Annotated in this window: 17 protein-coding genes and 1 tRNA gene; 10 read left to right on the forward strand and 8 right to left on the reverse strand. The window is 71.0% G+C overall.

Annotated features, from left to right (window positions below):
- Positions 1–196 precede the first annotated feature (196 nt).
- The 6 genes from eno to ACFYX3_RS28705 all read left to right on the forward strand — a co-directional run bounded on the left by eno (position 197) and on the right by ACFYX3_RS28705 (position 6,762).
- The gene (gene eno / locus ACFYX3_RS28680) at positions 197–1,483 is read left to right on the forward strand and encodes a phosphopyruvate hydratase (protein WP_389019121.1); all 1,287 of its coding nucleotides are present in this window, start codon (positions 197–199) and stop codon (positions 1,481–1,483) included.
- 87 nt (positions 1,484–1,570) lie between these two features.
- Positions 1,571–2,041: a septum formation initiator family protein gene (locus ACFYX3_RS28685; protein WP_382659706.1), complete on the forward strand. Its 471-nt coding sequence runs from the start codon at positions 1,571–1,573 to the stop codon at positions 2,039–2,041.
- An 18-nt stretch (positions 2,042–2,059) separates the two neighbouring features.
- Entirely contained in the window at positions 2,060–2,599 is a 540-nt protein-coding gene (locus ACFYX3_RS28690; protein WP_116160610.1) for a DUF501 domain-containing protein, read from the forward strand.
- Positions 2,596–3,510 (forward strand): exopolyphosphatase, encoded by a 915-nt coding sequence (locus ACFYX3_RS28695; protein ID WP_389019128.1) that lies wholly within the window; start codon positions 2,596–2,598, stop codon positions 3,508–3,510. Before ACFYX3_RS28690 ends, ACFYX3_RS28695 begins: the two co-directional genes overlap by 4 nt.
- Positions 3,511–3,880: 370 nt before the next feature.
- A complete protein-coding gene (locus ACFYX3_RS28700) occupies positions 3,881–5,263 on the forward strand; it encodes an NAD(P)/FAD-dependent oxidoreductase (protein WP_376582094.1) in 1,383 nt (460 codons plus the stop codon).
- Positions 5,264–5,469: 206 nt separating this feature from the next.
- Positions 5,470–6,762 (forward strand): class I SAM-dependent methyltransferase, encoded by a 1,293-nt coding sequence (locus tag ACFYX3_RS28705; protein WP_389019133.1) that lies wholly within the window; start codon positions 5,470–5,472, stop codon positions 6,760–6,762.
- Between the two features lie 56 nt (positions 6,763–6,818).
- Here ACFYX3_RS28705 and ACFYX3_RS28710 read toward each other — a convergent pair whose 3' ends face one another.
- Complete coding sequence (locus ACFYX3_RS28710) at positions 6,819–9,350, reverse strand: ABC transporter permease (RefSeq protein ID WP_389019137.1); 2,532 nt, start codon at positions 9,348–9,350, stop codon at positions 6,819–6,821.
- Positions 9,351–9,403: 53 nt separating this feature from the next.
- Positions 9,404–10,174 carry an ABC transporter ATP-binding protein gene (locus ACFYX3_RS28715; RefSeq protein WP_041129567.1) on the reverse strand — a complete coding sequence of 257 codons (771 nt, stop codon included), beginning with the start codon at positions 10,172–10,174 and terminating at the stop codon, positions 9,404–9,406.
- A gap of 379 nt (positions 10,175–10,553) precedes the next feature.
- Between ACFYX3_RS28715 and ACFYX3_RS28720 the strand changes: the two genes are divergently transcribed.
- A tRNA-Leu gene (locus ACFYX3_RS28720) sits at positions 10,554–10,637 on the forward strand.
- Positions 10,638–10,645: 8 nt separating this feature from the next.
- Here ACFYX3_RS28720 and ACFYX3_RS28725 read toward each other — a convergent pair.
- Complete coding sequence (locus tag ACFYX3_RS28725; RefSeq protein WP_389019142.1) at positions 10,646–11,263, reverse strand: hypothetical protein; 618 nt, start codon at positions 11,261–11,263, stop codon at positions 10,646–10,648.
- A gap of 184 nt (positions 11,264–11,447) precedes the next feature.
- Between ACFYX3_RS28725 and ACFYX3_RS28730 the strand changes: the two genes are divergently transcribed.
- Positions 11,448–12,350, forward strand: coding sequence for a Bax inhibitor-1/YccA family protein (locus ACFYX3_RS28730; protein ID WP_376594399.1), 903 nt, complete (start codon positions 11,448–11,450; stop codon positions 12,348–12,350).
- 63 nt (positions 12,351–12,413) lie between these two features.
- On the opposite strand, the gene ACFYX3_RS28735 is transcribed toward ACFYX3_RS28730, so the two are convergent.
- The gene (locus ACFYX3_RS28735) at positions 12,414–12,968 is read right to left on the reverse strand and encodes a TetR/AcrR family transcriptional regulator (protein ID WP_389019147.1); all 555 of its coding nucleotides are present in this window, start codon (positions 12,966–12,968) and stop codon (positions 12,414–12,416) included.
- A 104-nt stretch (positions 12,969–13,072) separates the two neighbouring features.
- On the opposite strand from ACFYX3_RS28735, the gene ACFYX3_RS28740 reads away from it, so the two are divergent.
- Positions 13,073–13,945: an alpha/beta fold hydrolase gene (locus ACFYX3_RS28740; protein WP_382659686.1), complete on the forward strand. Its 873-nt coding sequence runs from the start codon at positions 13,073–13,075 to the stop codon at positions 13,943–13,945.
- 27 nt (positions 13,946–13,972) lie between these two features.
- Here ACFYX3_RS28740 and ACFYX3_RS28745 read toward each other — a convergent pair whose 3' ends face one another.
- Positions 13,973–14,203, reverse strand: coding sequence for a DUF4287 domain-containing protein (locus ACFYX3_RS28745; RefSeq protein WP_382659684.1), 231 nt, complete (start codon positions 14,201–14,203; stop codon positions 13,973–13,975).
- Between the two features lie 112 nt (positions 14,204–14,315).
- On the opposite strand from ACFYX3_RS28745, the gene ACFYX3_RS28750 reads away from it, so the two are divergent.
- Positions 14,316–14,645 (forward strand): hypothetical protein, encoded by a 330-nt coding sequence (locus ACFYX3_RS28750; RefSeq protein ID WP_389019152.1) that lies wholly within the window; start codon positions 14,316–14,318, stop codon positions 14,643–14,645.
- A 7-nt stretch (positions 14,646–14,652) separates the two neighbouring features.
- On the opposite strand, the gene ACFYX3_RS28755 is transcribed toward ACFYX3_RS28750, so the two are convergent.
- The 3 genes from ACFYX3_RS28755 to ACFYX3_RS28765 form a co-directional block, all read right to left on the reverse strand.
- Entirely contained in the window at positions 14,653–15,486 is an 834-nt protein-coding gene (locus ACFYX3_RS28755) for a hypothetical protein (protein WP_389019156.1), read from the reverse strand.
- Positions 15,487–15,745: 259 nt separating this feature from the next.
- A complete protein-coding gene (locus ACFYX3_RS28760) occupies positions 15,746–16,966 on the reverse strand; it encodes an acetyl-CoA C-acetyltransferase (protein WP_382659680.1) in 1,221 nt (406 codons plus the stop codon).
- Between the two features lie 365 nt (positions 16,967–17,331).
- Positions 17,332–18,336, reverse strand: a complete 1,005-nt coding sequence (locus ACFYX3_RS28765) for an SGNH/GDSL hydrolase family protein (RefSeq protein ID WP_389019161.1) — start codon at positions 18,334–18,336, stop codon at positions 17,332–17,334.
- Positions 18,337–18,427: the final 91 nt, after the last annotated feature.

Consider the following 18,427-nt stretch of genomic DNA (forward strand, 5'->3'; position numbering starts at 1 on the left):
CGGGGCGGACTTCGTGGTTACTGTCCAGTAGATAAGGGTGTCTTCGTCCCCCAATGCATGCCCTTGGGTCCTTTTTCGTCCCAGGGGGCGGGCGCCCGGCGGGCGGGAGCGCCCGCGCCGGTTAGGCTCTTGTCGCAAGGCCAAGCGACCCTGCACCGACCTTGCGTCACATCCAGCGTCACATCCCAAAAAGGAGATGCTCGTGCCGTCCATCGACGTCGTCGTAGCCCGGGAAATCCTGGACTCCCGAGGCAACCCCACGGTCGAGGTCGAGGTCGGCCTCGACGACGGCAGCACCGGCCGTGCTGCTGTTCCGTCCGGCGCCTCCACCGGTGCCTTCGAGGCCATCGAGCTCCGCGACGGTGACCCCAACCGCTACCTGGGCAAGGGTGTCGAGAAGGCCGTCCTCGCCGTCATCGAGCAGATCGGCCCGGAGCTCGTCGGCTACGACGCCACCGAGCAGCGCCTGATCGACCAGGCCATGTTCGATCTGGACGCGACCGAGAACAAGGGCTCGCTCGGCGCCAACGCCATCCTCGGCGTCTCCCTCGCCGTCGCGCACGCCGCCTCCGAGGCCAGCGACCTCCCGCTCTTCCGCTACCTCGGCGGCCCGAACGCGCACCTGCTGCCCGTTCCGATGATGAACATCCTCAACGGTGGGTCGCACGCCGACTCCAACGTGGACATCCAGGAGTTCATGATCGCCCCGATCGGCGCGGAGTCCTTCTCCGAGGCCCTCCGCTGGGGTGCGGAGATCTACCACACCCTCAAGGCCGTCCTGAAGCGCAAGGGCCTCTCCACCGGCCTCGGCGACGAGGGCGGCTTCGCCCCGAACCTGGAGTCGAACCGCGCCGCCCTCGACCTCATCGTCGAGGCCATCAAGGAGGCCGGCTACACCCCGGGCTCCGACGTCGCGCTCGCGCTCGACGTCGCCGCGTCCGAGTTCTACAAGGACGGCAAGTACGAGTTCGAGGGCAAGTCCCGCTCGGCCGCCGAGATGACCGAGTACTACGAGGAGCTCGTCTCCGCGTACCCGATGGTCTCCATCGAGGACCCGCTGTTCGAGGACGACTGGGCCGGCTGGAAGGTCCTCACCGACAAGCTGGGCTCCAAGATCCAGATCGTCGGCGACGACCTCTTCGTCACCAACCCGGAGCGCCTGGCCCGCGGCATCGAGGAGGGCACCGCCAACGCCCTCCTGGTCAAGGTCAACCAGATCGGCTCGCTGACCGAGACCCTCGACGCCGTCGAGCTCGCCCAGCGCAACGGCTTCAAGTGCATGATGTCCCACCGCTCCGGTGAGACCGAGGACGTCACCATCGCCGACCTCGCCGTCGCCGTGAACTGCGGTCAGATCAAGACCGGCGCCCCGGCCCGCTCGGACCGCGTCGCCAAGTACAACCAGCTGCTGCGCATCGAGGAGATCCTCGACGACGCCGCCGTCTACGCCGGCCGCAGCGCCTTCCCGCGCTTCAAGGGCTGAACCCCGTAGAGCCGCTTCCGTCCGTCCCCGTACTCGGTCCCGTACCGTGTGCGGGGACGTACGCGTGAACAGGGGAGGCGACACGACATGGCCGCGAAGAACCGGGACCGGTTCTCGACCGCGACCCGGATCAGGCTGCTCGGCGAGCAGACCGCCGCCCGTGTCTACCGCTCCCAGACCCGCCGCCAGGCCCGCCGCTCCCGGCTCACCGGCCGCGCGGCCTTCCTCGCCCTCGTGGTCTGCTCCCTCGTCGTGGCGCTCGCCTACCCGATGCGGAGCTACGTCTCCCAACAGGGCGAGATCGCCGAGCAGGAGCGCCGGGCCGCCGAGGCCGCCCGGCGGGTCGAGGAACTGAAGGACGAGAAGGCCCGCCTCCAGGACCCGGCCTACGTCCGCCGCCTCGCCCGCGAGCACCTGCACTACGTGCTCCCCGGCGAGACCGGCTTCACCGTGAACGACCCCGACGCGGAGCAACGGCCCCGCGCCGACCAGGGCGCGGCGGACCGCCCCTGGTACGACAACCTGTGGGACGGCGTGGACAACGCCGACCGCCACTGAACAACTCCAGGATCCGAGATGGAAACGCCCCCTCCGCAGACCGAACGCACCGAGCCCACCGACACGGACATCGCCGCCTTCGAGCTCCAGCTCGGCCGCCCGCCCCGCGGTCTGCGCGCCATCGCGCACCGCTGCCCGTGCGGCAACCCGGACGTCGTCGAGACCGCGCCCCGGCTCCCCGACGGCACGCCGTTCCCGACCACGTACTACCTGACCTGCCCCCGGGCGGCCTCGGCCATCGGCACCCTGGAGGCCAACGGGGTCATGAAGGAGATGCAGGCCCGGCTCGCCACCGACCCGGAGCTCGCCGCCGCCTACCGGGCCGCGCACGAGGACTACATCGCCCGCCGCGACGCCATCGAGGTCCTGGAGGGCTTCCCGAGCGCCGGCGGCATGCCGGACCGGGTCAAGTGCCTGCACGTCCTCGTCGGCCACTCGCTGGTCGCCGGACCGGGCGTGAACCCGTTCGGCGACGAGGCGCTCGCGATGCTGCCGGAGTGGTGGGCGAAGGGCCCGTGCGTGAACCCGTGCGCGGAGAAGGAGGGCGAGGAGAAGTGACCCGGGTCGCCGGAATCGACTGCGGTACGAACTCCATCCGCCTCCTCGTCGCCGACGTCCACCCGGACACGGGAGAGCTGATCGAGCTGGACCGTCGGATGACGATCGTCCGGCTGGGGCAGGGCGTCGACAAGACCGGGCGGCTCGCCCCCGAGGCCCTGGAGCGGACCTTCGCCGCCTGCCGCGCGTACGCCGAGGTCATCAAGGAGCTGGGCGCCGAGCGGCTCCGCTTCGTCGCCACCTCCGCCTCCCGCGACGCCGAGAACCGCCAGGACTTCGTGAACGGGGTCGTGGAGATCCTGGGCGTCGAGCCCGAGGTCATCACCGGTGACCAGGAGGCCGAGTTCTCCTTCACCGGCGCCACCGGCGAGCTGCACGGGGGCGACCGGCGCCTTGTCGTCGACATCGGCGGCGGCTCCACCGAGTTCGTGGTCGGCAACAAGCACGTCGAGGCCGCCCGCTCCGTCGACATCGGCTGCGTCCGGCTCACCGAGCGGCACGTCCGCCACGACCCGCCGACCGCCGAGGAGGTCGCCGCGATCCGCGCCGACATCCGTACCGCGCTCGACCTGGCCGCCGAGACCGTCCCGATCGACTCGGCCGAGACCCTCGTCGGGCTCGCCGGCTCCGTCACCACGGTCGCCGCGATCGCCCTCGGGCTCCCGGAGTACGACTCCGAGAAGGTCCACCACTCCCGGATCTCCGCCGCCCAGGTCGCCGAGGTGACCGACCGGCTGCTCGCCTCCACCCACGACGAGCGGGCCGCGATCCCCGTCATCCACCCCGGGCGGGTCGACGTGATCATCGCCGGGGCGCTGGTCGTCCGGGAGATCGTGGAGCGCGTCGGGGCCCGCGAGGTCGTCGTCAGCGAGCACGACATCCTCGATGGGATCGCCCTATCCGTGGCATAGCGGGCGGCTATCGAGCCCTCCCGGGACAGCCTTTCGACAGAAGTTCGTGAAGTTCTTCACAAGGAAAAGGGCCCTGATGGCGCCCGAGGAAGGTCATTAGGCCCTCCGAGGGGGGTCTCGGGGCCCTTTCGCAGGTGCGGAGGCCGATTCGCTCGATGTTTCCATCGTGTGAAGCGGGGCTCCGCTTCGGCGTTAACAGGGGCTCTCCAGGCCAGTTCAGTAGGGGTGAACAACGTTCACCAGTGCACCCCGGTTCCTTTGCAGCACCATGACGTGGATCACGTGGGCGGCGGAGTGTAGCAGAGGTGTCCCCGAACCTTGTGAAGGGGCGCACGAGCACCCCCCACATGAGGGGTGGATACTCGATGCCATGAGCACCACGGAGCGTCCCAGGATCCTCGTAGTAGGCGGCGGGTACGTAGGCCTGTACGCAGCTCGGCGCATCCTCAAGAAGATGCGCTACGCGGAAGCGACCGTCACGGTCGTCGACCCGCGGTCGTACATGACCTACCAGCCCTTCCTCCCCGAAGCCGCCGCCGGCAGCATCTCGCCGCGTCACGTCGTCGTCCCGCTGCGACGCGTCGTCCGCGGAGCCGAGGTGCTCACCGGCCGGGTCACCACCATCGACCAGGACCGCAAGGTCGCCACGATCGCGCCGCTCGTCGGCGAGGCGTACGAGCTGCCGTTCGACTACCTGGTCATCTCGATGGGCGCGGTCTCGCGCACCTTCCCGATCCCCGGCCTCGCCGAGCAGGGCATCGGCATGAAGGGCATCGAGGAGGCCATCGGCCTGCGCAACCACGTCCTCGAGCAGCTCGACAAGGCCGACTCGACCACCGACGAGGAGGTCCGCCGCAAGGCGCTGACCTTCGTCTTCGTCGGCGGTGGCTTCGCCGGCGCCGAGACGATCGGCGAGGTCGAGGACATGGCCCGCGACGCCGCGAAGTACTACCAGAACGTGTCGCGCGAGGACATGCGCTTCATCCTGGTCGACGCCGCGGACAAGATCCTTCCCGAGGTCGGCCCGAAGCTCGGCCAGTACGGCAAGGAGCACCTGGAGTCCCGCGGGATCGAGATCTACCTCGAGACCTCCATGGACTCCTGCGTCGACGGTCACGTCGTGCTGAAGAACGGCCTCGAGGTCGACTCCAACACGATCGTGTGGACCGCCGGTGTGAAGCCGAACCCGGCGCTCGCCCGCTTCGGTCTGCCGCTCGGCCCCCGCGGCCACGTGGACTGCAACGAGAAGCTCCAGGTCAACGGCATGGACTACGTCTGGGCCGCGGGCGACAACGCCCAGGTCCCGGACATGGCCGCGATCAAGGCCGGCGTCCCGCGCGAGCGCGCCTGGTGCCCGCCGAACGCCCAGCACGCACTGCGCCAGGCCAAGGTCCTCGGCGACAACGTGGTGGCCGGCATGCGCGGCTTCCCGCAGAAGGAGTACAGCCACGCCAACAAGGGCGCGGTGGCTGGTCTCGGCCTGCACAAGGGCGTCGCCATGATCGTCATGGGCAAGTTCAAGATCAAGCTCAAGGGCCGTCTCGCCTGGTACATGCACCGTGGCTACCACGGCATGGCGATGCCGACCTTCAACCGCAAGATCCGCGTCTTCGCCGACTGGACCCTCGGCATGTTCCTCAAGCGCGAGGTCGTGTCGCTCGGCGCCATGGAGACGCCGCGCGAGGAGTTCTACGAGGCGGCCAAGCCCGCCCCGGCGCCGGCCGCCCCGGCGCAGGAGAAGGCCAAGGCCTGACCCGTAGCACCCCTGTAGTACCCGCAATACCCGCAGTACCAGCAGTACACGCAAGGCCGTAAAAGGGCCGTCCGCCATCCGTGGTGCGGACGGCCCTTCGCGTGTTTTGCCGACTTGTTGCGCGGGCCGGGACTGCAAACGCCTACTGACGGTGTTCCCTTGGTGACGAACATTTCTGGGGCAAGAAGATCACGGAGGTGTGCACCATGGCCGACGCCGCGTCGCGGCTGACGACCCTCGCCGAGGAACTCCTCGGAGGACCGCTCCCGGTCCGTCTGCGAGCCTGGGACGGCAGCGAAGCCGGCCCCGCCGACGGCCCCGTCCTGATCGTCCGCGACCGCCGGGCCCTGCGGAGACTGATCTGGAAGCCCGGCGAACTGGGCCTGGCCCGCGCCTGGGTGGCCGGTGAGATCGACGTCGAGGGAGACCTCTACGAGCTCCTGGACCGCCTCTCGGGCCTCCTGTGGGAGCGCGGCGGGGAGACCAGGGGCCTCCTCGACTCCGTACGCGACCCCAAGCTCCGCGCCGCCGTCCGCGCCCTGCTGCGGCTCGCCGGGCCGCTGCCGCCGCCGCAGCCGCCGGCCGAGGAGATGCGCGGCCGCCGGGGCAGCCGGCACACCAAGCACCGCGACCGGCAGGCGATCAGCCACCACTACGACGTGGGCAACGACTTCTACGAGCTCGTCCTCGGCCCCTCGATGGTCTACTCGTGCGCGTACTGGACGGAGGACGGCACCCTCGAGGACGCCCAGCGCGACAAGCTGGACCTCATCGCCCGCAAGCTGAACCTCGGGGAGGGCGACCGGCTCCTCGACGTGGGCTGCGGCTGGGGCTCCATGGCCATCCACGCGGCCCGCGAGTACGGCGCCCGGGTCGTCGGCGTCACCCTCTCCCGCGAACAGGCCGCCTACGCCCGCAAGCGGATCGCCGACGAGGGCCTCACCGACCTGATCGAGATCCGCGTCCAGGACTACCGGGACGTCTCGGACGGCCCGTACGACGCGATCTCCTCCATCGGCATGGCCGAGCACGTCGGCGCCGCGAAGTACCGGGAGTACGCCGACGACCTGTACGCCCTCCTCAAGCCCGGCGGGCGGCTCCTGAACCACCAGATCTCCCGCCGTCCCGAGCCCGACGAGGAGGCCTACGAGGTCGACGCCTTCATCGACGCGTACGTCTTCCCCGACGGCGAACTCTCCCCCATGGGCCGCACCCTGACGACCCTGGAGGACGCCGGCTTCGAGGTCCGGGACGTGGAGGCGATCCGCGAGCACTACGCGCTCACGCTGCGCCGCTGGGTGGCCAACCTGGAGGCGGACTGGGACCGGGCGGTCCGGCTCACCTCGCCCGGCCGGGCCCGGATCTGGCGGCTCTACATGGCGGCCTCGGCGGTCTCCTTCGAGCGCAACCGGATCGGCGTGAACCAGTTCCTCGCCGTGAAGACCCCGGTGTCGGGGAAGAGCGGCACGGCGCTGCGGCCGCGCGTCTGGCAGGAGTGAACGGGTGAGGGCCGGCCCCCACGTGGGGGCCGGCCCTCTTCTCCGTACGGGTCGGTCTACTCGGCCTTGATGGCGCTGAGCATGTTCAGCTTGGCGGCGCTGCGGGCCGGCCACAGGGAGGCGAGGACGCCGACCAGGGCGGCCAGGACCACGAAGAGTCCGATCCGGTCCCAGGGCAGGACCAGGACGTAGCCCGGCAGGCTGCTCTTGAAGGTCTCGCCGAGCGCCCAGCCGAGGAAGGAGCCGAGGCCGATGCCGACGACCGCGCCGAACACCGAGATGACCACGGCCTCCAGACGGACCATCCGCTTCACCCGGCGCCGGTCGAGGCCGATCGCCCGCAGCATGCCGATCTCCTGCTGACGCTCGAAGACGGACATCGCGAGGGTGTTGACGACACCGAGGACGGCGATGATCAGCGCCATGCCGAGCAGGCCGTAGACGATGTTCAGGAGGACGTTGATCGGGCCGCCGAAGGTGTCACGGATCTCCTTGTGGTCCATGACCTCGATCGCCGGGTTGTCGCCCATGGCCTTCGACAGGGCCTGTCGGTGGGCGTCGCTCGCGCCGCCGTCCGTCGAGACGAAGATCTGGCGGATCTCCGCCTGCTCCTCGTGCGCGCTGATCAGCGCGGTGTCGGCCAGGACCGGCGAGACGAAGGTGTTGGCCTCGTAGAGCGCGCCGACGGTCAGCTTCCCCTTCTGCTTGTCGAGGAACTCGACCGGGACGGTGTCGCCGACCTTCAGGTGGCGCTTCGCGGCGGTCTTGTCGTCGACGGCGATCGTGTTGCCGCCGAGGGAGGACAGCGAACCGTTCACGACGTTCAGCTTGAGGACCTTCTCGATCGCGCCGGGCGTGACGCCGGAGACCGAGGCGAAGGAGCCCTTCAGGTCGAAGGCGCCCGCCTGCTGCGGGGAGACCGCGGTGACGCCGGGGGCCTTCTCCAGGGCGGTCAGCGCCTCCTGGCTCAGGCCGGTGCCGCTGGCCATGCTGACCATGTAGTCGGCCTTGATCTGGTCGGTCGTCGCCTTGTCGATGGCCGAGCCGACCGTGGCGCCGAGCACCGAGAGGCCGGTGACGAGGGTCAGGCCGATGGCGAGCGCGGAGGCGGTGGCGCCGGTGCGGCGCGGGTTGCGGACCGCGTTCAGGGAGGCGAGCTTGCCGGAGACCCCGAAGCCGCCGACCATCAGCGGGCGGATCAGGGCGATCACGGGCCGGGACAGCATCGGGATCAGCACGATGACGCCGATGAGGGTGAGGAACGCGCCGCCCGCGATGTACATGCGGCCGTCGTCGCCGCCCGTGCCGGCGCCGAGCACGATCAGGACGACACCGAGCGCGGTGAGCACGGCGCCGATCGAGTTCCGCACGACGAGCGACTTGGTGCTCTGGGTGGCGTGGACGCTACTCATGGCGGCGACCGGCGGGATCTTCGCGGCGCGGCGGCCGGGCAGCCAGGCGGCGAGCATGGTGATCAGGACGCCGACGCCGAAGGCGGCGACGGCCGGGGTGGCTTCGAGGACCAGGTCGCCGGCCGGGACCTTCAGGTCGAAGGCGCTCATGGCCGAGCGGAGGCCGACGGCCAGGCCGATGCCGAGGACGTAGCCGACGGCGGAGGCGACCAGGCCGACGAGACCGGCCTCGGCGAGGACGGAGCGGGTGATCTGCTTGCGCGAGGCGCCGACCGCGCGCATCAGGGCGAGTTCCTTGGTGCGCTGGGCGACCAGCATGGTGAAGGTGTTGGAGATCAGGAAGATGCCGACGAAGAGCGCGATGCCGGCGAAGCCCAGGAGGACCTGGTTGAGGGCGCCGAGGCCGGCCTCGATGTCCTTGGCCTGCTGGTCGGCGAGGGCCTGCCCGGTCTGGGCGGTGGCCGCCTTCGGGACGACCTTCAGGACCTCGTCGAGGAGCTTGGCGTCGTCCGCGCCGGGGGCGGCGGTGACGGTCATGCTCTGGAAGTAGCCGGGCTTCAGGTAGAGCTTCTGGGCGACGGCGGTGTCGAAGACGACGAGGCTGCCGCCGGCGTTGACGGCGCCGTCCTCGGTGGTGAAGACACCGGAGAGGGTGTACTCCTTCACCGGGCCGTTGGTGGCGACGCGGACGGTGTCGCCGACCTTGTAGCCGCCCTTGTCGGCGGTGTCCTTGTCGAGCGCGATCTGGCCGGCCTCGGCCGGGCCCGTACCTGCGGTGAAGGCGTACGCGCGGTCCTTGCCGTCCTTGCCGGGGGCGAAGTTGGTGCCCTTGTTCGACCAGCCGCTGCCGATCAGCTTGCCGTTCTTGTCGGGCACGCCGGCGAAGCCGTCGACGCGGGCGGCGACGGAGGCGACCCCGTCGAGCTTCGCGACCTTGTCGACGTCCTGCCGGGAGAGGCCGGGGGCCTTCCGGGCCTCCTCGGGATTCGGGTACATGTCGACGGCGACGGCCACGTCGTCGTAGCTCTTGGCCGACTGGCTGCGGAAGGCGTTGGAGAGGGTGTCGGTGAAGACGAGGGTGCCGGAGACGAAGGCCACGCCGAGCATCACGGCGAGGACGGTCATCAGCAGTCTCGCCTTGTGCGCGAGGACGTTGCGCAGGGCGGTACGGAACATGGGTGGGTCCTGAAGTTCGAGGAGGCGGCGGACGGGAGCGGCGCGGAGCCGCGTCAGCTCGTACGGCCCTTGGCGTCGAAGGCCTTCATGCGGTCGAGGACGCCGTCCGCCGTCGGGCGCAGCATCTCGTCGACGATCCGGCCGTCCGCGAGGAAGATCACGCGGTCCGCGTAGGAGGCGGCGACCGCGTCGTGGGTGACCATGACGACGGTCTGGCCCAGCTCCCGTACCGAGTTGCGCAGGAAGCCGAGGACCTCGGCGCCCGAGCGGGAGTCCAGGTTTCCGGTCGGCTCGTCGCCGAAGATGATCTCGGGGCGGGAGGCGAGGGCGCGGGCCACGGCCACGCGCTGCTGCTGGCCGCCGGAGAGCTCGGAGGGGCGGTGGCTGAGCCGGCCGGAGAGGCCGAGCATGTCGATGACCTGCTGGACCCACTGCTTGTCTGCCTTGCGGCCGGCGATGTCCATCGGGAGCGTGATGTTCTCCAGGGCGGTCAGCGTCGGCAGCAGGTTGAAGGCCTGGAAGATGAAGCCGATCTTGTCCCGGCGCAGCTGGGTGAGCTGCTTGTCCTTCAGGGTGGAGAGTTCGGTCTCGCCGATCCGGACCGAGCCGGAGGAGAAGGAGTCCAGGCCGGCGACGCAGTGCATGAGCGTCGACTTGCCGGAGCCGGAGGGGCCCATGATCGCGGTGAACTCGCCCTGGCGGAAGTCGACGGTGACGTGGTCGAGGGCGACCACCTGGGTCTCGCCCTGTCCGTAGACCTTCGAGAGGTCCGTGGCGCGGGCGGCCACCGCGGTGGCGCGGGACACGGTGGGGGTGGTGGTCACGGGAGGACTCCTGTCACTGCGACGGTGATGCGGGAACCCCTCCATCGTCTCGGGCGTTATGGCCCCGGTCGTCCGCCCACATGCCCGTTCCCGGGGCCGTCTCGAGTCTGACCGGGAGGTCGCCGACTCCTCCTGAGGTATGACGGCGCCCCTGAGAGGCGCCGTCGCGCCGACGTGACAGAAGTGCGATGACTTTTCGTCATTCCAGGAGGTGCGGCTTTGCGCCTGCGACCCCCGCCACAGTTTGACGAAAGGGCTCCCACCTGCACTGACGCACCCTCAGTCGTCAATAAAATAAGACAACATCGGGCTGACGTTCCGCTGATCGAGGGAAAACGTCCCGATAGGCTCATGTGCCAACGCGGAGCTTCGCGGAGACGCCCGGATGGTGGAACGCAGACACGGCGAGCTTAAACCTCGCTGGCCTTTGGCCGTACCGGTTCGAGTCCGGTTCCGGGCACCACGTCGTCCTCACCGCGGCAGGCGGTCCAGCAGTCGGGAGCCGTACGCCTCGGAGAGGAGCGGGCCGGACGCGCCCGCCGCGAGGGTGAGCGTCTCGTCGGCGGTCGCCTCGTCGAGGCCGTCGGTGACCCCTTCGTCGACGAACCGCAGGAAGCGGGCCCGCTGCGGCCGCCCGCCCATGCGGCTCAGCTCGGCCTCGTCCTCCAGCTCCGGCTCGGCGCCGTTGTGGGAGAAGTGCACCCCCGTCCGGTGGTCGATCCGCTGGTACTCCATGCCCGCGAGGGCGTAGCGGGCGGCGAGGGCGCCCTGCCCCGTGCCCCCGACGGTCAGCGGGGCGGAGCCGTACTGCTCCGCGAGCGCGCGGGTGACGGTGTTCTGCACGGCCCCGCCGGCGCCGGTCATGGAGCTGTCCTCGGGAAGTCCGAGCAGGATCAGGTCGTACCCGCGCGCGTGGAGCGCGGGGAGGAGCGGGTACGCCTCGTGGGCGAGGCTGCCGGCGAGCGCCGGGAGCTCGGTGCCGGCGTCGCCGACGAGGATCACAGGCCTGGCGAGGTGCTCGCCCGCGGTGTAGACCCAGGCGCTCCCGTGGCGCGGGATCTCCCAGACGGCGTTCGGCTCGGCGGTCATGCGGCTCTCCTGTGGAGGGGACGGTTCCGTACGGCACGAGCCTGGCCGGGCGGGGCGCTCCACCGCCGACGAAGATCGGAAACTTACGGGAAAAGATCCTCCCCGAGCACTAGGGAGTTTCTTTTGCCTACGCATTACTCTTGACGCAAGACCGCGCCGTGCGGTCTTGCCATGGAGGAGTGAGATGAGGAGCAGCAACCCGGTCTTCTCGCGACGGGGGTTCAGCCGCGACGCCGGCTACGCGGGCTTCAACGCGCAGCAGCCGCAGGCCGGGGGCCCCGCCGTCGGAACCGACCCGTACGCCCAGGGCAACCCGTACGCCCAGGGTGCGACGAACCCGTACGCCACCAACCCGTACGCCCCGCAGGACGTCCAGCTCGGCGCCCCGCAGCAGGCCCGCGGCAACGTGATGACGATCGACGACGTCGTGAGCCGTACGGCCATGACGCTCGGCACGGTCGTGCTCACCGCCGTCCTGTCCTGGCTGCTGCTGCCGGTCGACCCGGCGAACCTCGGCAAGTCCTACGGCATCGCCATCGGCGCCGGCCTGGTCGCGATGGTCCTGTCGCTGATCCAGTCCTTCAAGCGCAAGCCGTCGCCCGCGCTGATCCTGGCCTACGCGGCCTTCGAGGGCGTCTTCCTCGGCGTCATCTCGGCCGCCGTCTCGACGTACATCGCGGACGGCGTGGTCATCCAGGCGGTCCTGGGCACGATGTCGGTCTTCGCCGCCGTCCTCATCGCCTACAAGCTGGGCTGGATCCGCGTCACGCGCCGTTTCTACGGCTTCGTGATGGCGGCCGCGATGGGCTTCGTGCTGCTCATGGCCGTCAACCTGCTGTTCTCGGTCTTCGCGGGCGGTGACGGCCTCGGCTTCCGCAGCGGTGGCCTCGGCATCGTCTTCGGCATCGTCGGCGTCGTCCTCGGCGCCCTGTTCCTCGCCCTCGACTTCAAGCAGGTCGAGGACGGCATCACCTACGGCGCGCCGCGCGAGGAGGCCTGGCTGGCCGCCTTCGGTCTCACCATGACCCTGGTGTGGATCTACCTGGAGATGCTGCGCCTGCTGTCGATCCTTCAGGGCGACGACTGACGCATCCCGTGACTCGGGGGAAGGGCCCGTCCGGCTTCGTGCCGGGCGGGCCCTTCCGCGTGTCTAGCGGGCGTCCAGGAGGACGCGGGCGGCCGCCTTCGCCTGGGCGGCCGGTTCGGGGGAGCCGGTGATGCCGGCGACGGCCATGGCGCCGTTGGCGAGCAGGGCCAGCTGGTCGGCGAGGACGGGCGGGGCGCCGAGGGCGTCCGTCTGCTCGGCGAAGTACGCCCGCAGGGCCGCCTTGTGGTCGCGGGCGATCGCGGCGACCGACGGGGTGACCCCGCCGAGCTCCCCGAAGGTGTTGATGAACGCGCAGCCGCGGAACCCGGGCTCCGCGAACCAGCCGGCCAGCCAGTCGAAGACCGCGAGCGCCCGCTCGTACGGCCCGTCGGCGACCCGCTCGCCATGGCCGGTGAGCGCTGCCCGCACGGCCTCGTCGCGGCGCCGCAGGACGGCCTCGACGAGCAGCTCCTTGGACGGGAAGACCTGGTAGAGCCGCTTCAGGGAGACCCCCGACGCGGTGCGGATGGCGTCCATGCCGACGGCCTGCACCCCCCGCTCGTCGAAGAGCCGCTCCGCGGTGTCGAGCAGTTTCAGCTCGGCGGTTTCCGCGTCCATCGTCCGATCACCCCTTGCGTGGAGAACCATCGTTCTCCTACTCTACAGGGCATCGGGAGAACGATCGTTCTCTCGACCGGAGAACCGGAAGCGGGGAGTCAGTCATGTCCGCATTCGCCCTGCGCGCCCGCACCGTCACCGTCGACGGGCTCGACGTCTTCTACCGGGAGGCCGGCGACCCGGCGAACCCCACCCTCGTCCTGCTGCACGGCTTCCCGTCCAGCTCGCACATGTACCGGGGGCTCATCGCCGAGCTCGCCGACGCGTACCACCTGATCGCACCGGACCACATCGGCTTCGGCGCCTCCGCCGCACCGGCCGTCGAGGACTTCGCGTACGGCTTCGAGAAGCTCACCGAGATCACCCTCGGCCTCCTCGACCGGCTGGGCGTCGAGAGGTTCGCGCTCTACATCCAGGACTACGGCGCGCCGATCGGCCTGCGGATCGCCTCCCGGCACCCCGAGCGCGTCACCGCGATCGTCAGCCAGAGCGGCAACGCCTACCTGGAGGGCTTCACACCCTTCTGGGACGTGCTCTTCGCCCACGCTCGGGACCGGGCGGCGAACGAGCCGGCCGTACGGGAGCTGCTGACCGCCGAGGCCACCCGCTGGCAGTACACCCACGGCGTGCCCGCCGACCGGCTCGACCGGATCGGCCCCGAGGCGTGGACCCTGGACCAGGCCGGCCTCGACCGGCCCGGCAACAAGGAGATCCAGCTCCAGCTCTTCTGGGACTACCAGTTCAACCTGGACGGCTACCCGGCCTTCCAGGAGTACTTCCGCACCCACCGGCCGCCGCTGCTCGCGGCCTGGGGGCGCGGTGACGAGATCTTCGGGCCGGCCGGTGCGGAGGCCTTCGCCCGGGACCTGCCCGACGCCGAGATCCACCTCCTGGACGCCGGACACTTCGCCCTGGAGACGCACGGCGAGGAGATCGCCGCGCTCGTCCGCGACTTCCTCGGCCGCCATGTGAAGTGACGGCGAGGGCGGGCGCGGGGGCGGTGCTCAGAGCAGTCTGCGCGCCGCCCGCCGCAGGTCGTACTCGTGGATGATCGCCTTGGCGTGGCCGTACGTCAGCTCGTGCGCCCCGCGGAGCCAGCTGACGCGCTCCTCGAAGCGGAGGAGGGAGGGGCCCTCCTCGACGGTGCGCATCCAGTCGGCGATCTCGCGACCGGTGCGGCGCGGGATCCGGGCCAGCAGATTGCGGTGGGTCTCTTCGGAGAAGGTGTGGGACATCGGCGCCTCCGGACGCTTCGTACCGTGTGTTGCTCCTCGTACTCCTTCCCGTCACCGTGCCGAAGCCTTCGCCTGTTGGCAAGGGGGCCGGGCGGGCGCGTAGGGTCGCGGAGTGCGCGATACGAGTGAACTGACCGCCGCCGTCGAGCGGTTCGCCGACCGGCTGCGGGCCGCCCCGCAGAGCCGCCTCCGGCAGGGCGCGGCGGCCGAAGGGCTGGCCCTCGCCCGGGAGTTGGCGGTGCGCGCCCAGCACGCCGAGGACCCGGACCGGGAGCCGAGGACCATGCCGGAGGCGGGCCTGTTCACGGTGGGCGACCAGCTCATCGTCGCCGGGAACGATCTGGCCGAGATCCTGCGAACGGCCCCGGCCGGCTCCCGCGAGGAGGAGCTGGACGAGGCCGTGAGGCTGGTACGGGAGGCGGCGGAGCGCTCGGGGATCTGACCCGCTCCTACAGGGAGGCGATCACGCGGTCCGCGAGGATGTAGACGTTCTCCTCGTCCGTGTCGCCGTACGAGAAGGTCAGGGCGAAGGCGCCCGAGACGCCCGAGCCGCCGAGCAGCACCGGGGTGCGGCCCGCGCGCAGGGCCTCGGCGAGGCGCTCGGCGGTCTCGCGGTGGCCGGGGGTCATGCAGAGCGTGGTGCCGTCCGCGAAGACGTACACGTCGAGGGTGCCGAGCGGGCCCGGGCGCACGTCCGTGAGGGCGGTACGGGTGTCCGCGAGCTCCTCCAGGCGGGCCACCGTCCGCTCGTGGTCGGTGACCACGGGCGTCTGCACCGGCACGAAGTCCGGGTGCGAGGGGTGCCGGCGTCGGGCCGCGGCCAGCTCCGCCGAGTCCTCCGGGTACTCGTCGAAGGCGTCGAGGGTGTCCGGGCCGTCGAGCGCCGCGGCCTCCGCCTCCATGGCCTCCAGGGCCATCGCCTCCAGGCCCACGAAGTCGGCCTGGCGCGGCACGAAGAAGGTGCCCTCGTCCGCCGGGCCGCCCAGACCGCCGAGCAGCGACGGGGCGTCGGCCGCGTCACGGGCCTCCTGCGCGGCCCAGAAGGCACGCGCCTCGGCGAGCTCGCGCTCCCGCTCCTCGGCCAGCGCCTCGGCGACCGCGGCCCGTATCTCCGCGGCGGGCGAGGTGCGGGCCGCCGGAACCGTCCCGCCGTGACCGGCGGCCAGCTCGCCCCGCAGGGCGGTGACCTCCTTGCGGAGACCGTGGACGGCGTGCAGGGCAGCAGCGCCCACGGCCGTGGCGGCGGCCGTGGTCAGCAGCAGGGCAAGAGACATGGCGCTCACTGACGTACTCCCGATTCCGAGTCGATCCCCCGACTTCCTACATCAGCTTGTCCCGGGGTGGTGCCCGCTGTCAGTGCATTACGTCACGAATTGGACAGGTATTTCTGCCAGGCGTTTAGTCCCGGAACGGCTCTGACCTGGGAAAACGAACTCCCCCGGGATGTAGGTCACATCCTGGGGGAGATTCGGTCACGGCTCGGACGCGGTGCGGTTGACGCGCTCGGCCCGTGGAGAGCGGGGCGTCAGCTCAGGCGGGAGATCAGCTCAGTCGCTCGATGACCATCGCCATGCCCTGGCCGCCGCCGACGCACATGGTCTCCAGGCCGAACTGCTTGTCGTGGAACTGGAGGCTGTTGATCAGCGTGCCGGTGATGCGGGCGCCGGTCATGCCGAAGGGGTGGCCGACGGCGATGGCGCCACCGTTGACGTTCACCTTGTCCAGGTCCAGGCCCAGGTCCTGGTAGGACGGGATGACCTGGGCGGCGAAGGCCTCGTTGATCTCGGCGAGGTCGATGTCGCCGATGGTCAGGCCGGCGCGCTTGAGGGCCTGCTTCGAGGCCTCGACCGGGCCGAGGCCCATGATCTCGGGGGAGAGGCCGGAGACGCCGGTGGAGACGATCCGGGCCAGCGGGGTCAGGCCGAGCTCGCGGGCCTTGGTGTCGGACATGATCACGAGCGCGGCGGCGCCGTCGTTCAGCGGGCAGCAGTTGCCGGCGGTGACGAGGCCGTCGGGGCGGAAGACCGGCTTGAGGCCGGAGACGCCCTCCAGGGTGACGCCGGCGCGCGGGCCGTCGTCCGTGGAGACGACGGTGCCGTCGGGGAGCGTCACCGGGGTGATCTCGCGCTCCCAGAAGCCGTTCTTGATGGCCTGCTCGGCGAGGTTCTGCGAGCGCACGCCGAACTCGTCCATCTCCTGGCGGCTGATGCCCTTCCAGCGGGCCAGGTTCTCCGCGGTCTGGCCCATCGCGATGTACGCGTCGGGGACGAGGCCGTCCTCGCGCGGGTCGTGCCAGGTGGAGCCCTCGGAGGCGGCGACGGCGGCGGTACGGGCCTCGGCGTCGGCGAAGAGCGGGTTGTGCGTGTCCGGGAGGGAGTCCGAGTTGCCCTTCACGAAGCGGGACACCATCTCGACACCGGCCGAGATGAAGACGTCGCCCTCGCCCGCCTTGATCGCGTGCATGGCCATGCGGGAGGTCTGCAGCGAGGAGGAGCAGTAGCGGGTGATCGTGCAGCCCGGCAGGTGGTCCATGCCCATCTGCACGGCGACGATCCGGCCCAGGTTGTTGCCCTGCTCGCCGCCGGGGAGGCCGCAGCCGAGCATCAGGTCGTCGATGTCCCGCGGGTCCAGCTCCGGGACCTTGGCGAGCGCGGCCTGGATGATCGTGGCGGTGAGGTCGTCCGGCCGCAGGTCCTTCAGGGAGCCCTTGAAGGCCCGGCCGATGGGCGAACGGGCGGTCGAGACGATCACGGCTTCGGGCATCACGGCTCCATGAGGGTGCGGAGTGGGCGGACAGAAAGGGAAGTTACCCGTACGTACCGCCAGGGTCACCGGGGACGGTATGTGATGCGGGCCTCTTTTCTAAGCGGGCGCTCAGTGGCGGGACCCCGTGTGGGCAATCGTCCCGCTGGGGCGAGGGGGTCCCCCTGCTCGAGCGAAGCCGAGAGCTCGGGGGAGGACGGGCACACCGGACGGCGCCCTCGGTGACGCCTCCGCGTTCCGCGCCTGGCTGGGCCCGCACCACAAGAGTGCCGCGCCCGAGGGGTGCGGGTCCAGGCTCGGGAGCCTCCGGCGCCGGCAAGGGCGCCGTCCGTCGTGTTCCGGCGGCACGCATGCCCACAACGGGGTCACGCCTGGGCCGCGTCCTCCGGAGCCGGGGTCGGAGTCTCCGCGGCCGGGAGCCGGCGGCGGCGCCGGTGCTTCAGGAGGGCCCACGGGGCACGGGCGGCCGTGACCTCCGTGCCCGCCTCGCTGGCCGCCTCCGCCGCCGCCTTCGCCACCGGCAGCATGTTCTCGTGCCGCGCCGGCTCCAGGCGGTCCGTTTCCGGCCAGACGCCCAGCGCGGCGCACAGCGTCGGCAGGATCGCCATCGCCGCCGTCGCGTACCCCTCCGCCGAGGGGTGGAAGCTGTCGATCCCGAACATCTCGCGCGGGTTCGCCGCGAACTCGGGCCCGAGGAGGTCGCCCAGGGACACCGTCCGGCCCCCCTGCTCCACCACCACGATCGTCTGCGCCGCAGCCAGCTGCCGCGAGGCCCGCCGGGCCAGCCAGCGCAGCGGCTGGTAGACCGGCTCGATCGTGCCCAGGTCCGGGCAGGTCCCGACCACCACCTCCGCGCCCGCCGTCCGCAGCCGCCGTACGGCCGAGGCGAGCAGCCGCACGGACTCCGTCGGCGCGAGCCGGTGCGTCACGTCGTTCGCGCCGATCATGATCACGCAGACGTCCGGCGGCCCGAGCGGCTGCGCGAGCAGCAGCGAGACCTGGCGCTCCAGGTCGTCCGAGCGCGCCCCCGAGAGCGCCACGTTCCGCAGGACCACCGGACGCTCGGCGACCGCCGCGAGCCCGGAGGCGAGCAGCGCGCCCGGTGTCTGACCCGTGCGGCGGACCCCCTGGCCCGCCGCCGTGGAATCACCCAGAAGGGCCAGCCGCAGCGGGTCCTCCGTGCCGAAGGCGCGGCCGTAGAGGCCGTCCGCCACCGGCGGCAGCGGTGCCGGCGCCCCGTAGACCGTGCGCTTGGCCAGCTGCGCCTCGGCCAGGAGGACCCCCACCGCCGCCACACCGATGAGCCCGATGCTCCCGCCGCCGTACGCCGCACCCGCCGCGATCCGCCGCGCCACCCTCGCCCTCGACATGGGGGCCGTCACCTCCTTCAAGCCGTTCAGGGTCTAACTGCCCCGTAAGCCGTCCCGACTACGCATACGCTGGCCACACCATTACGGAGAC

Source organism: Streptomyces sp. NPDC002463 (assembly GCF_042889835.1).
Lineage (GTDB): Bacteria > Actinomycetota > Actinomycetes > Streptomycetales > Streptomycetaceae > Streptomyces > Streptomyces nymphaeiformis.

What these genes read in the sequence shown, in the direction of transcription:
- eno (WP_389019121.1), top strand. Translation starts at nt 197, where the DNA reads ATGCTCGTGCCGTCCATCGACGTCGTCGTAGCCCGGGAAATCCTGGAC.
- ACFYX3_RS28685 (WP_382659706.1), top strand. Translation starts at nt 1,571, where the DNA reads ATGGCCGCGAAGAACCGGGACCGGTTCTCGACCGCGACCCGGATCAGG.
- ACFYX3_RS28690 (WP_116160610.1), top strand. Translation starts at nt 2,060, where the DNA reads ATGGAAACGCCCCCTCCGCAGACCGAACGCACCGAGCCCACCGACACG.
- ACFYX3_RS28700 (WP_376582094.1), top strand. Translation starts at nt 3,881, where the DNA reads ATGAGCACCACGGAGCGTCCCAGGATCCTCGTAGTAGGCGGCGGGTAC.
- ACFYX3_RS28705 (WP_389019133.1), top strand. Translation starts at nt 5,470, where the DNA reads ATGGCCGACGCCGCGTCGCGGCTGACGACCCTCGCCGAGGAACTCCTC.
- ACFYX3_RS28710 (WP_389019137.1), bottom strand. Translation starts at nt 9,350, where the DNA reads ATGTTCCGTACCGCCCTGCGCAACGTCCTCGCGCACAAGGCGAGACTG.
- ACFYX3_RS28725 (WP_389019142.1), bottom strand. Translation starts at nt 11,263, where the DNA reads ATGACCGCCGAGCCGAACGCCGTCTGGGAGATCCCGCGCCACGGGAGC.
- ACFYX3_RS28730 (WP_376594399.1), top strand. Translation starts at nt 11,448, where the DNA reads ATGAGGAGCAGCAACCCGGTCTTCTCGCGACGGGGGTTCAGCCGCGAC.
- ACFYX3_RS28735 (WP_389019147.1), bottom strand. Translation starts at nt 12,968, where the DNA reads ATGGACGCGGAAACCGCCGAGCTGAAACTGCTCGACACCGCGGAGCGG.
- ACFYX3_RS28740 (WP_382659686.1), top strand. Translation starts at nt 13,073, where the DNA reads ATGTCCGCATTCGCCCTGCGCGCCCGCACCGTCACCGTCGACGGGCTC.
- ACFYX3_RS28745 (WP_382659684.1), bottom strand. Translation starts at nt 14,203, where the DNA reads ATGTCCCACACCTTCTCCGAAGAGACCCACCGCAATCTGCTGGCCCGG.
- ACFYX3_RS28760 (WP_382659680.1), bottom strand. Translation starts at nt 16,966, where the DNA reads ATGCCCGAAGCCGTGATCGTCTCGACCGCCCGTTCGCCCATCGGCCGG.
- ACFYX3_RS28765 (WP_389019161.1), bottom strand. Translation starts at nt 18,336, where the DNA reads ATGTCGAGGGCGAGGGTGGCGCGGCGGATCGCGGCGGGTGCGGCGTAC.